General features: G+C 62.5%; 14 protein-coding genes and 2 pseudogenes. 7 read left to right on the top strand and 9 right to left on the bottom strand.

The features are described from left to right. Positions 1 to 81: 81 nt before the first annotated feature. Entirely contained in the window at positions 82 to 1284 is a 1203-nt protein-coding gene (locus tag CGZ66_RS17330) for an OpgC family protein (protein WP_095085738.1), read from the top strand. A 4-nt stretch (positions 1285 to 1288) separates the two neighbouring features. On the opposite strand, the gene CGZ66_RS17325 is transcribed toward CGZ66_RS17330, so the two are convergent. Further along, the gene (locus tag CGZ66_RS17325; RefSeq protein WP_095085735.1) at positions 1289 to 2368 is read right to left on the bottom strand and encodes a LacI family DNA-binding transcriptional regulator; all 1080 of its coding nucleotides are present in this window, start codon (positions 2366 to 2368) and stop codon (positions 1289 to 1291) included. 156 nt (positions 2369 to 2524) lie between these two features. Between CGZ66_RS17325 and CGZ66_RS39915 the strand changes: the two genes are divergently transcribed. Then, positions 2525 to 2668 carry a hypothetical protein gene (locus CGZ66_RS39915; RefSeq protein ID WP_095085732.1) on the top strand — a complete coding sequence of 48 codons (144 nt, stop codon included), beginning with the start codon at positions 2525 to 2527 and terminating at the stop codon, positions 2666 to 2668. Positions 2669 to 2728: 60 nt separating this feature from the next. After that, the gene (locus CGZ66_RS17315; RefSeq protein WP_095085729.1) at positions 2729 to 2878 is read left to right on the top strand and encodes a hypothetical protein; all 150 of its coding nucleotides are present in this window, start codon (positions 2729 to 2731) and stop codon (positions 2876 to 2878) included. A 120-nt stretch (positions 2879 to 2998) separates the two neighbouring features. Here the strand turns inward: CGZ66_RS17315 and CGZ66_RS17310 are convergent, their stop codons facing one another. Together CGZ66_RS17310 and CGZ66_RS17305 are read right to left on the bottom strand one after the other, a co-directional pair. After that, on the bottom strand, positions 2999 to 3373 hold the full coding sequence (locus CGZ66_RS17310; RefSeq protein WP_095085727.1) for a DUF423 domain-containing protein: 375 nt from the start codon (positions 3371 to 3373) through the stop codon (positions 2999 to 3001). A 42-nt stretch (positions 3374 to 3415) separates the two neighbouring features. Continuing rightward, complete coding sequence (locus tag CGZ66_RS17305; RefSeq protein WP_095085723.1) at positions 3416 to 4672, bottom strand: multidrug efflux MFS transporter; 1257 nt, start codon at positions 4670 to 4672, stop codon at positions 3416 to 3418. Between the two features lie 183 nt (positions 4673 to 4855). Here CGZ66_RS17305 and CGZ66_RS17300 point away from each other — a divergent pair, with 183 nt between their 5' ends. Then, a complete protein-coding gene (locus CGZ66_RS17300; protein ID WP_095086652.1) occupies positions 4856 to 5521 on the top strand; it encodes a GntR family transcriptional regulator in 666 nt (221 codons plus the stop codon). Between the two features lie 119 nt (positions 5522 to 5640). Then, complete coding sequence (locus CGZ66_RS17295; RefSeq protein WP_244730396.1) at positions 5641 to 5874, top strand: DUF982 domain-containing protein; 234 nt, start codon at positions 5641 to 5643, stop codon at positions 5872 to 5874. Positions 5875 to 5928: 54 nt separating this feature from the next. On the opposite strand, the gene CGZ66_RS17290 is transcribed toward CGZ66_RS17295, so the two are convergent. Then, entirely contained in the window at positions 5929 to 6081 is a 153-nt protein-coding gene (locus CGZ66_RS17290) for a hypothetical protein (RefSeq protein ID WP_095085720.1), read from the bottom strand. Positions 6082 to 6278: 197 nt separating this feature from the next. Here CGZ66_RS17290 and CGZ66_RS17285 point away from each other — a divergent pair. Next, positions 6279 to 6757, top strand: a pseudogene (locus tag CGZ66_RS17285) (hypothetical protein). A 43-nt stretch (positions 6758 to 6800) separates the two neighbouring features. Here the strand turns inward: CGZ66_RS17285 and CGZ66_RS17280 are convergent. Further along, on the bottom strand, positions 6801 to 7844 hold the full coding sequence (locus CGZ66_RS17280; RefSeq protein WP_095085717.1) for an aldo/keto reductase: 1044 nt from the start codon (positions 7842 to 7844) through the stop codon (positions 6801 to 6803). A gap of 270 nt (positions 7845 to 8114) precedes the next feature. On the opposite strand from CGZ66_RS17280, the gene ppk2 reads away from it, so the two are divergent. Then, positions 8115 to 9035, top strand: coding sequence for a polyphosphate kinase 2 (gene ppk2, locus CGZ66_RS17275; RefSeq protein ID WP_095085714.1), 921 nt, complete (start codon positions 8115 to 8117; stop codon positions 9033 to 9035). Positions 9036 to 9344: 309 nt separating this feature from the next. On the opposite strand, the gene CGZ66_RS17270 is transcribed toward ppk2, so the two are convergent. The 4 genes and pseudogenes from CGZ66_RS17270 to CGZ66_RS17255 all read right to left on the bottom strand — a co-directional run. After that, complete coding sequence (locus CGZ66_RS17270; RefSeq protein ID WP_095086649.1) at positions 9345 to 9989, bottom strand: dihydrofolate reductase family protein; 645 nt, start codon at positions 9987 to 9989, stop codon at positions 9345 to 9347. Positions 9990 to 10192: 203 nt separating this feature from the next. Beyond that, positions 10193 to 11224 carry a porphobilinogen synthase gene (gene hemB / locus CGZ66_RS17265; RefSeq protein ID WP_095085711.1) on the bottom strand — a complete coding sequence of 344 codons (1032 nt, stop codon included), beginning with the start codon at positions 11222 to 11224 and terminating at the stop codon, positions 10193 to 10195. Positions 11225 to 11310: 86 nt separating this feature from the next. Then, positions 11311 to 12141 (bottom strand): DUF2066 domain-containing protein, encoded by an 831-nt coding sequence (locus CGZ66_RS17260; RefSeq protein WP_095085708.1) that lies wholly within the window; start codon positions 12139 to 12141, stop codon positions 11311 to 11313. A gap of 3 nt (positions 12142 to 12144) precedes the next feature. After that, positions 12145 to 12384: pseudogene (locus CGZ66_RS17255) on the bottom strand (hypothetical protein); the annotation flags it as partial.

Genomic DNA, 12384 nt, shown 5'->3' with positions numbered 1-12384 from the left:
TCATTCCTATGGGAGGAATCGAAGCGGTGCGCCGGGGGTCGCATTGCCGGCATGAACAACCAGCTTTGAGGCCTTTTGTCGATGACCACCCAACTTTCCCCGGACCGCGATACGCGTGTCTCGGAGCGTGACACGCGCATAGATGTGCTTCGCGCCCTCGCTTTGCTGACCATCTTTGTCGACCACGTGCCGGGTACCGCCTTCGAGTATCTGACCTACAAGAATTTCGGCTTTTCAGACGCGGCAGAGGTCTTCGTGCTGATTTCCGGAATCTCGGTCGCGCTCGCCTATGGCAAGAAATTCCAGCCTGGAAACCGGCTCCTGGCAACGTTGAAGCTGTGGCGCCGTGCTGGCGTGCTCTATGCCGCCCACATCGTTACCACCATGGTGGTGATGGCGATCTTTTGCGCGGCGGCGGTGTTCGCCCGCCGACCGGAGCTGTTGACGATGATCAACATCGAGCCGTTGATCAAGAATACGCCGCAAGTGCTGGTCGGCATCGTGACGCTCGGCCATCAGCTTGGCTACAACAACATCCTGCCGGTCTATGCGGTGCTGCTCCTGCTGGCGCCGGTCTTCCTGCTCTTCGTCAGCTACCGGCCATTGCCGGCGCTGGTCGCATCCGGTGCGCTGTGGCTGGTCGCCGGGATCTACCAGATCGCGCCGCCGAACTATCCCGAGCCCGGCTTCTGGTTTCTCAACCCGCTGTCGTGGCAGTTCCTGTTCAACATCGGCCTGGCAGGCACGCTGCATGTGCGTCGCGGTGGCACCATCCCGGTCAATCGCTGGCTGGTTGGCGCCGCTTTGGCCTACACCGCCACGGCGCTGGTCTGGGTGCACAGTCCGCTCTGGGGGCAGATCTCCTGGTTGGGCCTGCCTCCGGTGCTGACCGGCTTCGACAAGACGTTCCTGGCACTGCCGAGGCTGCTGCATATCCTGGCGGTGAGCTACCTGATCGTGGCATTCCCCGCCGTCTCGAACCTGTTCCGCACCGGGCGCGATCATCCGCTTGCCATATTGGGCAAGCGATCGTTGCCGGTTTTCATTGCCGGCACGGTGCTCGCCCTGACGGCGCAGGTGCTGAAGCTGATCAACCCGGGCGGGCTGGCCTATGACAGCCTGTTGATTGCCGCCGGCATCGCCATGCAGTTTGCGCTTGCCTACTATCTCGAATGGCTTTCGAGCCTTGGCAGGGCCGGGAAAAGCAGACCGGCTCAAAACGCCGCACTGCCGGTCCAGGCGTCCTTCGTCATGTCGTCGATGGCAACAAGAATGGGGCGTTGAGGCGTCAGGCGGGCGAGGGGCCGGATGAGGCCCGCACCACGAGGTCGACCGGCAGCGATTGCCGACTGAACGTGCCGTCGTTTTCGAGGATCGCCTTGACGGCAAGGCGACCCATCTCGGCGATCGGCTGGACGATTGTGGTCAGCGGCGGCTTGGAGACCGCTCCTTCCGGGACACCGTCGAAGCCGACGATCGAAACGTCGCCCGGGACAGTGATGTCGTGCTGGCGCAGCCAGTCCAGCGCATGCAAGGCGATCCTGTCCGACATTGCCAGGATGGCAGTCGGTGTCTCGGCGCCGGCGAAGATATGATCGAGGCCCGCCCAGACGCTCTCCTCGTCATTGACGGTTTCGTAGATCGGCACCTTCGAGACGTCGATGTCGACGCGCGAGAGTTCGGCGAAGTAGCCGCGCAGGCGGTCACGCGTCCCGGAGTAGAGGGCCTTCTCCACCTGCGCCTGCGTGGTTGGGCCGAAGCCGGCGTCGGCACAGGGCAGGGCAAGCACGGCAAAGCGACGATGCCCGAGCTCGGTCAGATGGCGCGCCGCGAGACCGGCGCCGGCAATGTTGTCGACACCGATCGCCGCGACCGCATCGTCGTCGTCCGAATCAAGATCGAGCGCGACAAACGGGAGTTTGCGTTCGCGCGCCAGTTCTACCAGCCTTGAGCCGCCTTCGATGCAGAAGACGATGAAGCCATCGACCAGCGCGCTCTGGATGTTCCAGGCGAGCTGTTCGTTGTTGGCGGCGGAGACCAGCGAGATCCCCGCACCAGTCGCGTCGCAAGCCTGCGAGATGCTTGCCATCATGACCCGGGCGAAAGGGTCGTTGAAGAAATAGGACAACGGTTCCGCGGTCGCGACACCGATGGCATTGACCTTGCCGGCGCGCAGCAGCCGACCCTTGGGGTCGGGTCCGCCATATCCCATTGCCTCGGCTGCCGCCTTGACCCGTTCGCGGACCTCCTCGCGCACGATCTCCGGGCGGGCGAACACGTTGGACGCGGTGCCGTGCGACACGCCGGCCGCTTTGGCAATGTCTGCCAGCCGGACCGGTCTTGTCTTTCCAGAGCTCAATGGGGCCATCTTCGTCTCCTGAATTCATCCCATCTAACACTTTCGTTGGATCGGTTCAAATTCTGCCTTGAACAACGACTTGGCGAGGTGTATCCTTGAATCGATCCAAGGGAACAAAGGTCCACATGATTGGATCGATTCAAAACCAGCAAAGGGAGATGTGTCATGCATCCCGTCAACTATCTCTTCCAAGACATCTACCGCAACGACTGGAGCATCGGTTCGACCGCCACGAAACAGAGGCGCCACGAGAATGCCAGCCTATGGGTTCGCGAACTGCGGTTCTTCGTGGAGCGCAGGCGGAGCTGATCGGGATAGCTTTTTTGTGCGTACCGATTGGATCGATTCAAATCTTGAAAGGAGTGCATCATGCATCCCGTGAGCTATCTGTTCGAAGACATCTACCGCAACTACTGGGGCATCGCGCCGGCGTCCAAACGGCCGGAGAGGCGTCTATTGGCGAAGCTGCGGCGGCACGGTTGCGAAGCGCTCGACAGGACCGAAAGCCGGCAGGATTGATCGATCGACAAACGCGGTGTGACAGGATCGCGTCGGTTTTCGCGAATGGAACCGTCCCGGGCAGTGAGCCGGGGACATCGCCCCCCAGAGACATCGATAAAGGCTGCTGCTCCAGCCTGGTCAGGAACGTGTGCGCACCAGCGCCGAGCCAGCGATCACCAGCCAGCCGGCGATGAGCAAGGTGCCGCCGATCGGCGCCGACAGCGGGAACAGCCGCGAACCGAGGAAGTCGCGGGCCAGCAGGTCGCCGCAGAACAACAGCAGCCCAACCAGCAGGATCAGGCTGCCGATGCGCAGCGTCCGGTTCGCGCCAAGCAGTCCGGTCGCAAGGAACACCGGCGCGTGCATGAGCAGGAAGGATGCGGCAGTGCCGACAAAGGCACCGCCCAGATGCGCCGCAGCAGCCGACAGCGCCACGCCGGCGGCGCCACAGAGGCCGCCGGTCAGGACGAGGATCCGGCCGATGTTGACGGAAGATTGCTCGGCCGTGCTCATGTCTGGGGCTCCGTGACGTTCAAGGCATACGACCCAATTCGGTCAGGGCTTGCCGGCATTGGCGAGCATGTCCTGCTCGCGGCGCGATTGCGCCAGCCAGTTATAGACCGCGCCGCCGGCCATCAAGATGGATGTTCCCAGAAACACCGAGCGCATGCCGAAATGGCCGCCGGCAAATCCGCCAAGCAAGGGGCCGGCGACCTGTCCGACATACTGGGCGGAGATCGAGAGCCCGAGCACATTGCCGCCGACGCCATCGGGAACATTGTGACGGATGACACTGGTGATGCAGGGCAGGAGCCCGCCCAGCGCCAGGCCCATCAGGAAGCGCAGGCCGATGAGTTGCCAGCTCTGCGTGACGAAGGCCTGAGGAATCAGCAGCAGCGCTGAGACGGCAAGCGCGCCGATGATGACGTTCCAATGGCCGATGCGGTCGGCGAGCTTGCCGAGGCGTGAAGCCGACAGGATGGCGCCAAGCGCCGCCGCCGACATGACGACGCCGGAGATCAGCGTGACGCGGCTCTGGTCTTCGATCAATTGCTGCACATAGACGGTGATGATCGGCTCGATCGACATGGTGGCGAAACTCAACAGCATGCCGGTCGCCAGCATGGCGATGACAGGCCGTTTGTCGGGGATTTGTGCCCAGCCGCCTTTCGGCTTGCCCTTCGATGCGGCGTCCGTCGCCTTTGGCCGGGGGTTCTCCTTGATCAGAAACGTGGTCGCCAGGAATGCCAGGAAGATGACGCCGCCGGACAGCAGGAACGTGGCGCGGATGCCGATCAGCGGCGGCAGGGCGCCACCAACCAGCGGGCCGACCAGTGCCCCACCGGTGATACCCGCCGACAGCAGGCCCAAAGCCCAGCCCGAACGCTCCTTGGGCGTCTGCATGGCAACCAGGATGGTTGATCCCGAGGAATAACCGCCGGCAAAACCGATCAGCAGCCGCAGCAGCACCAACTGCCAGACGGTCTGGACCATGCCGGTCAGCGACATGCATATGGCCATGCCAAAGCTGGCGCGAACCAGCATAACCTTGCGGCCGTAGCGGTCGCCGAGACGTCCCCACAGCGGCGCCACAAGTGCCGCCGCGAAAAAGGTCGCGCCATAGGCGATCCCCGACCATTGCACGATCGCCGCGTGGCCTTCAGCGCCGAGCTGCTCGATATAGAGCGGCAGGAACGGCAAAAGCAGCGTCATGGCGATAAGTGTCGAGAACGAACCGGCAAAGCACACGAACAGATTGCGCCGCCAATGGATGTTGTAGGTGCTGTCGGTCGGCGGGGGCGTGTTCTGCATATCATGCGTCCTGTCCGAGCAGTGCCGTGTTGGCGGTTGCTGCGGATACCGTTTTGGGATACCAAAGTGGCATCCGTCATGGACGCAAGCATGGGTGCTGTCAATGCGACCCTCTCAAACGTGATCGGAAAAAGCGGCCAGAAAACCGATCGACAGCCAACGGTCAGAAAAACGGGAATGACAATGTCGCAGATGCAGAGCGTCGAAAAACAGCTTCGCCAGATGATCCTGGGCCTCGAGATCGGTCCCGGCGAGAAACTGACCGAGCGCTGGATCGAAAGTCGCTTCGGCGCCTCGCGAACCCCGGTTAGGGCCGCGCTGCTGCGGCTCGAGACCGAGGGCCTTGTCGGCAGGGACGGGCGTGGCTGGACGGTGTCGCCGATCAACCTGGCTGAGCTCGAGCAGATTGCCGTCTACCGGGAGGCGGTCGAGGTTGCAGCCCTTCACCTGACATGTGCGCTGACGGACCGCAGCGCGGTCGATGTGATCGAGGCGATGCTCGACTCCTGTGACACCGACACGCCACGGGAGGAATGGCATCGTATCGGCATGGATTTTCACATCGAGCTAGCGCGCCTGTCAGGCAACGAATTCCTGTTCCGGGCGGTCCGCGATGCCATGACACGCCTGTCGCGGGCCCGCTGGCTGGAGGTTCGCGACGAGGCCGCCCTTGCTCGCGCCTGGGCGGAACATCGCGCCATTCTGGCGGCGGCACGCCTCGGCGACGCCGATGAAGCCGCGCGCCTGCTTTCGGTCCACATCGTCGGCAGCCGCGACCGCCTGGTGACGTCGCTCGCCAACGACCGGCGCGGTCTTCGCGCCAGGGGTTTTGCCGTCATCGCCGCCTAAGGCATGCGGTACGCGCCGCGCAAAAGGCGACGTCCGGGCGCGCCGTGCACTTTCGGCCTCGCTTCGCGGACACCGATGGCGTAAGAGCGGCGATGGAAAACAACCGATTTGAAACACCCGTGACCGTCAAGTCAGTCACGGCGGGGAGCACTCAGCTCTTGCGTACGGCTCGCGAGGCTTCCGATTACCTGCTCAACAGCTGGCCCGGCAAGCGCAGCCCCAAGCATCGCGCGGCCCTGCAGGCCTGTCACGATGCGCTGGCCGGCGACAAGCCGGCGATGAACGCCAGGCGGGCCTTCATTGCGGCGGCGCGCGAAGTGGACGTCTTCGTCAGCGACAAGGCGCCGGCTTGATCCAAGGCGACAATCTGGAATGAGGCACGGCCCGCATGCGCGGGCCTTTTGCCGTCACTTTGCCGTTTCGGTTTCGGTTTCAGTCTCGTCTTCGGGCTTCGAACGCTCGCGTGCGGCAACCTTGGCCGCCAGCTTTTCAGCCTTCTTGGCCGCCTTCTGGCGGTCGCGTTCCTTGCGTTCCTGATCGTAGTTTGGTGGTCGCGCCATATCGGCTCCTTTTTCACTGCCTTGCGGCTCTGACCCTGCCTAGGAGCATTAGCCGTCAAACACAACAGCTGAAGCGATCGTGCCCGGCCGTTCGCGTCGATGATGGCCCGGGCTTGCAAGATGCACGGGACAATGTTGTAGGGGGCCGGGGCGCCAACGCATGGCGATCCGCGCGTTCGTTTTGATCAAGTGAAACCATGGCGACCATACAACGAACGACGGCAAGGGGTTTCTTATTTTGCGCGAAACGTCGTGCGCGATATCGCGCCGCAGGCGCTTTTCCGCCGGCGGCTTGTGGGTCGCCTCGAAAAAGCCCGGCTTGCGGACGGTTCGGTTCGCCGGAGGCTGAATTACTACAACAAGCTGCAGGACGCATTTTCGCCCAGCCCGGCTGCGGTGCATATCGACAATCTGCCGCTGATACCGAGCATGTACTATTACGACCTCAAGGAGATTGCCCGGTATTTCGACCGCCGACCTTGCCGAAAAAGTGCGCTATTTCGAGCAGCACCCGGCTGCAGCCGAACGCATCATTGCCGCGGCGAATGCCTATTGCCGCACCTTCGCCGACGAGAAGGCCGAGCAGGCGATCTCCCTGCTCGTGCTCTACAAATGCTTTGTCCTCAGCGGCCAGATCGAGCCTGATGCCGAGGTCTGGCGCTATATCACGGGTTAAGTGCGGGCTTCGTCCGCCGAGCCCCGCCGCAAACCTCCCGTGGTCACACGCCGCTGCGGTCAATCACCAGATCGGCGGGACCAAAACGGTCCTTTGCCGTCAGTTGCTGGTGCCAGTAGGGATAGAGAACGGGTGGCCGGCTGACCGTGTCGAGGCGGTCACGCTCCTCGCCGGTCAGCACCAGGCTTGCCGCGGCGATGTTGTCGCGGAACTGCGTTTCAGTCCTGCCGCCGATCACCAGCGAACTGACCGCCGGCCGGCCGAGTAGCCACGCCAGTGCCACCTGTGCCGCCGACACGCCGCGCTGCGTGCCGATCTCGACAAGGACATCGACGATCCGCCAGAGGCGGTCCTCGTCGCGGATCGGCGGTTCCGACCAGCCGGCAAGCTGGCGGGCAGTTGGGCTGTCGCGGCGGTATTTGCCGGACAGCAATCCGCCGGCAAGCGGGCTCCAGACCAGCACACCCAGGCCCTGGTCGACAGAAATCGGCAGCAGTTCATATTCCGCCTCGCGCGCTTCCAGCGTGTAGTGGATCTGCTGGGTGACGAAGCGCGGCTGGTGATGGCTGTCGCTGATGCCGAGCGCCTTCATCACCTGCCAACCGGAATAGTTGGAGCAGCCGACATAGCGGACCTTGCCCTGGGCAACCAGCGTATCCAGCGCGGCGATGGTTTCCTCGAGCGGCGTCGTACCGTCCCATTCGTGCAGGAAGTAGATGTCGATGACATCGGTCTTCAACCGCTTCAGGCTCTTCTCGCATTCGCGGATCAGGTGATAGCGCGACAGGCCTTCATCGTTGGGACCGTTGCCGATCCGCATCCGCGCCTTGGAGGCGATCAGCACGTCGCCCTTGCGCTTGCCGCCGAGCGCCTCGCCGATGATCTCTTCGGAGATACCGTTCGAATAGACATTGGCGGTGTCGATGACATTGATGCCGGCATCGATGCAGAGATCGATCATCCGGCGCGCCTCGTCGAGGTCGGTCTTGCCGACAGCCGAAAATGCGCCGGCACCGCCGAAGGTCATGGTGCCCATGGTCAGGGTCGAAACTTTCAAGCCGGAACGGCCGAGGGTGCGGTATTCCATGTCAGTCCTCGCGATTTGTTGTTGAAAGGCAGTGCCCGGGCGGGCCTGCCACATTTGTAGGACAATTCGAGCCGCTTGTCGCCATGCCACGACGATGGATCGATCATGCCTCGCGGAATTCGCAGTGGCGCCAGTCTCCCTCCAGGCTGCAATAAAACCGTCATTGCCGGCCTATATTGAAGTCGGCTCAGGTGTTGCCACTCCAGGACGCAGGCCAGGGGTTGGGGCGCTGGACGTGGATTGACAGGGCTTGCAAGCGGAGCAGCTGATATGACCGAGCTAAAACAGAATTCTCCTGCCAGGGACTGGCTTGAGGCCGAGCTCGCCGACACGCTCGACGAGGACTATGAGCTTGAAATGTCGGAGCCGGCGCTGTCGATGGAGATCGCCAAGATCTACAAGAACTCGCATCCGCCATCGATCGATCGCATGCAGTATTTTCGCGACCTGATCACCTTGCAGTCAGAGCTGATCAAACTGCAGTCCTGGGTCGCCTATCACAAGAAGAAGCTGGTGGTGATCTTCGAGGGCCGCGACTCCGCCGGCAAGGGTGGCGTCATCAAGCGCATCACCCAGCGGCTCAATCCGCGCATCTGCCGCGTCGTCGCCCTCCCGGCACCGACCGAGCGCGAGAAGTCGCAATGGTATTTCCAGCGTTATGTGCCGCATCTGCCGGCTGGCGGCGAAATCGTGCTGTTCGACCGCTCCTGGTACAACCGCTCCGGTGTTGAACGGGTGATGGGTTTTGCAGAGCCCGACCAGGTCGAAGAATTCTTCCGCGACGTGCCGGAGTTCGAGCGGATGCTGGTCCGCTCGGGCGTCACCGTGGTCAAATACTGGTTCTCGATCACCGACGAGGAGCAGCAGATGCGCTTCCTGATGCGCATCCATGATCCGATGAAGCAGTGGAAGCTGTCGCCGATGGACCTGCAGTCGCGGGTGCGCTGGGAGCAGTACACCAAGGCCAAGGAAGAGACCTTCGCCCGCACCAACATTCCCGAGGCGCCCTGGTTCATCGTCGAGGGCAACGACAAGAAGCGGGCGCGGCTGAACTGCATCGACCATCTGCTCAAGCAGTTGCCGTATGAAGAGGTGCCGCACGAGGAGATCACGCTGCCCGAGCGCGTCTTCAATCCCGAATACGAACGCCAGACGCTGCCCCGCGAACTCTACGTGCCGGAGAAGTATTGAGGTAAGGTTCCCTTCTCCCCGTCACTATACGGGGAGTTGAGGAGTGGTCCGCACAACGGACGAAAAGCCAATTGCTTGGCTTTTCGAACGACGAACGCCGGCAGGCGGATGAGGGGCGGCGCCAACTTCAACAGTTGAACTCGGCCAAATCACTGCGTGGACTAGACGTAATTTGATGCCATATTGCCATCGGCGGTATTGTCGGGAAAGGCAATCTTCGATCGGTTGCGCCGCCCCTCGTTGCCCTGCCGTGCATTTCTCCCCGTATAGTGACGGGGAGAAAGGGGCCTGGACCAAGGGTTTCGCCTCCTAAGCCCGCTTGACGATCACATGCGTGGCGAGCGCTGTTGCCACCTGCTCGCTGCATTGGTAGCCAAGCTTGGGCATATCCAGGCCGGCAAAAAGGTTCTCACCGGCACCGAGCAGCAGCGGCGAGATTGCCAGATGCATCTCGTCGATCAGTTTCTCCTGCAGATATTGCCGGATGGTGGCGACGCCGCCGCCAACCCGCACGTCCCTGCCATCCGCCGCCGCTTTCGCCTGTTCAAGCGCCGAATGGATGCCGTCTGTGACGAAATGGAATGTCGTGCCGCCTTCCATGGTGAGGGATGCCCGCTCGTGGTGGGTCAGCACGAAGACCGGCACATGGTAAGGTGGGTTGTCGCCCCACCAGCCTTTCCAGCTGTCGTCAGGCCATTCGCCGCGGATCGGCCCGAACATGTTGCGACCGAGGATCCAGGAGCCGACATTCTCGAAGCTGCGCGCTGCAAAGTCCTCGTCAGTGCCGGTCGCGCCACCCTCTTCGCCGAACATCGTGCGGAAGGTGCGGGTGCTCCAGGCCCATTTGTGCAAGGCTTCCCCGCCGACACCGAGCGGATTTTGCAGATCCTGATCCGGACCGGCGCCGTAGCCGTCGAGCGACAGTGTGAAAGCATTGACGCGAAGTTTGGACATGAAAGCCTCCTCCATAACCAATTGTGCAAAGGAGTAGCAAACTGATTGCGAAATGCAAGCGGTTTATATGGATGCAGCAAACCCCGGCGATTGGTCCAACGACCTTCGCTGGGGCTCCCGTCCGGTAGCCAGAAATTGTTGATGGACATCGAGGAGGTCGCCGGCGTTGCCCGCCGCGACCGGCCATCGGTGGGAAGAGAAAACTATCCCTTCAGCATCGTTGCCACTTCGGGCGCGAAATAGGTCAAAATGCCGTCGCAGCCGGCGCGCTTGAAGGCCAGCAGGGATTCCAGCATCGCCTTCTCGCCATCGATCCAGCCATTGGCGCCGGCGGCCTTGATCATCGAATATTCGCCTGACACCTGGTAGGCGAAGGTCGGCATCTGGAATTCATCCTTCAGCCGCCGGATGATGTCGAGATAGGGCAGGCCGGGCTTGACCATCAGCATGTCGGCGCCCTCGGCGATGTCCTGTTCGGCCTCGCGCACCGCCTCGTCGGAATTGGCGTGGTCGATATAATAGGTCTTCTTGTCGCCCTTGAGCAGGCCGGCGGTGCCGACCGCCTCACGATAGGGACCATAGAAGGCCGAGGCGAACTTGGTCGCATAGGACATGATCGCCACGTCCTGGAAACCGTTGGCGTCGAGTGCGTCGCGGATGGCGCCGATGCGGCCGTCCATCATGTCGGACGGCGCGATGATGTCGGCGCCGGCTGCCGCCTGGATGACCGCTGCGGCGGTCAGCTGTTCCACCGTCTCGTCATTGACGATGATGCCGTCGCGCAGGATGCCGTCATGGCCATGGCTGGTGAACGGATCGAGCGCGGCATCGGTTATGATGCCGATCTCTGGCACCGCGTCCTTAATCGCCCGGGTGGCGCGGTTGATGACGTTGTCGGGGTCGAGAATGTGCGAGCCGGTCTGGTCGCGCAGGGAGATATCGACATTGGGGAAGGTGGCGAGTGCGGGAATGCCGAGCTTTGCCGCGCGTTCGGCCTCCTTGACGGCGAGATCGATCGACAGGCGGAAGACGCCCGGCATGGCGGCGATCGGCTCGCGCACTTGTCTGCCGTCGACGACGAAGATCGGCCAGATCAGGTCGTCGACCGTAAGCCGGTTCTCCTGCACGAGTCGGCGCGACCAGTCGGCCTTGCGCATACGGCGCAAGCGGCGGCTGCCGGTGATGTCATCGACGCTGCGCGTGCCGGCTGGCTTTGCCGGTGTGAATTTGTTCATCGCCAAAACTCTCGTTCGGCGGCTTTTACCACGAGCCCTTGCCGCTGACCAATGCGACACGTTTGTGCCAGCGATCAGGTCGAGGTCTATTCCGGTTGCCCATTGCCCGACAGGATCTGCGCCGCGCCCTTCATTGCAACACGGAAAGCTTCGTCGAATGAAACGCCGCGCACCTGCCAGGTGTAGGTCTTGCCGGCCATGGCCAGCCGCCAGTCTGCAATCCAGCCGAACTCCTTGTCGCTCCACACGATGCTGCCGGAAAGTGCCTGATCGGCGCCGGCCTTTTTCGCAACCATGTCCAGCATTGCCATGTCCGCGTCGCGCAGTGTCTTGTCGTCCAGTCCAGCCTGCGACAGCAGCGCTGCGGTGGGGAAAGTCACCCGCATGGCGAGCGGCGCTGCGGCATTGCTGAACGATTCGCGCATCAGCACGCCTCGCTCGTCATCGGCATCGAGCGCGAAATGCCTGATGTCGCGCTCGGCCGCCAAAAACACCGCCAGCCGTGGCCGCTCGGTCAGCCACGGCTTGCTGCCGAGCGAGGCCAGCACCGGATCGATCACCGCCGGCCTGTACTGGCAATAGAGATTGTGAGGCCGATCGTAAGTGCCCTGATCGTCATGGTTGGGGATGCCTTCCATGCGGTCGCGATAGCGGAAGCTGGCGATGAAGCTGCCGGCCCTGTCGCGCAGTGCCGTCATCTCCGGTTTCGCCGGCAGGCGTTGATCGCCGGAAACCCGGACCAGGACCGCGTCGAGGCAGAACTTGAAGCCGACCTCGCGGTGCTTTTCATACTTGCCGTTGACGATGGTCTGGGACTGATAGAGATCCTCGAGATCGGCCGCCCTAGCCAGGCCATTGATGGCCCAGAAGGTCAGCAGGCCACCCAGAACAAGTGCGAGGCGCAAAAACTGCGGCATGGCTCACCGTTCGCTTCTAGACCCGTCGTCGATATATGGCGGCCATGCAAGGTGAGGGCCGGTTCTGAAGAACGATACGTTGTTGGTGAAAATGCTGGCTGGGGCAAGCCTGATCATGCGCCCGTCTGGATGTTCGATCTGGGCCACGTTGTCGATGAACCACTCGTTCCAGCTTGCTTCGGGGCCGAGGTATTTGTGAAGGAGCCGTTTGAAGCGGTCTGGCGACATCGGTTCGATGGTTGC

It is taken from the genome of Mesorhizobium sophorae (assembly GCF_002270415.1).
Classification (GTDB): Bacteria; Pseudomonadota; Alphaproteobacteria; order Rhizobiales; family Rhizobiaceae; genus Mesorhizobium; species Mesorhizobium sophorae.
The sequence above is the reverse complement of the archived record's forward strand: the minus strand, read 5'-3'. Positions and strand labels throughout refer to the sequence as shown.

Coding starts and splice junctions, on each gene's coding strand:
- CGZ66_RS17330 (WP_095085738.1), top strand. CDS start 82: ATGACCACCCAACTTTCCCCGGACCGCGATACGCGTGTCTCGGAGCGT.
- CGZ66_RS17325 (WP_095085735.1), bottom strand. CDS start 2,368: ATGGCCCCATTGAGCTCTGGAAAGACAAGACCGGTCCGGCTGGCAGAC.
- CGZ66_RS39915 (WP_095085732.1), top strand. CDS start 2,525: ATGCATCCCGTCAACTATCTCTTCCAAGACATCTACCGCAACGACTGG.
- CGZ66_RS17315 (WP_095085729.1), top strand. CDS start 2,729: ATGCATCCCGTGAGCTATCTGTTCGAAGACATCTACCGCAACTACTGG.
- CGZ66_RS17310 (WP_095085727.1), bottom strand. CDS start 3,373: ATGAGCACGGCCGAGCAATCTTCCGTCAACATCGGCCGGATCCTCGTC.
- CGZ66_RS17305 (WP_095085723.1), bottom strand. CDS start 4,672: ATGCAGAACACGCCCCCGCCGACCGACAGCACCTACAACATCCATTGG.
- CGZ66_RS17300 (WP_095086652.1), top strand. CDS start 4,856: ATGTCGCAGATGCAGAGCGTCGAAAAACAGCTTCGCCAGATGATCCTG.
- CGZ66_RS17290 (WP_095085720.1), bottom strand. CDS start 6,081: ATGGCGCGACCACCAAACTACGATCAGGAACGCAAGGAACGCGACCGC.
- CGZ66_RS17280 (WP_095085717.1), bottom strand. CDS start 7,844: ATGGAATACCGCACCCTCGGCCGTTCCGGCTTGAAAGTTTCGACCCTG.
- ppk2 (WP_095085714.1), top strand. CDS start 8,115: ATGACCGAGCTAAAACAGAATTCTCCTGCCAGGGACTGGCTTGAGGCC.
- CGZ66_RS17270 (WP_095086649.1), bottom strand. CDS start 9,989: ATGTCCAAACTTCGCGTCAATGCTTTCACACTGTCGCTCGACGGCTAC.
- hemB (WP_095085711.1), bottom strand. CDS start 11,224: ATGAACAAATTCACACCGGCAAAGCCAGCCGGCACGCGCAGCGTCGAT.
- CGZ66_RS17260 (WP_095085708.1), bottom strand. CDS start 12,141: ATGCCGCAGTTTTTGCGCCTCGCACTTGTTCTGGGTGGCCTGCTGACC.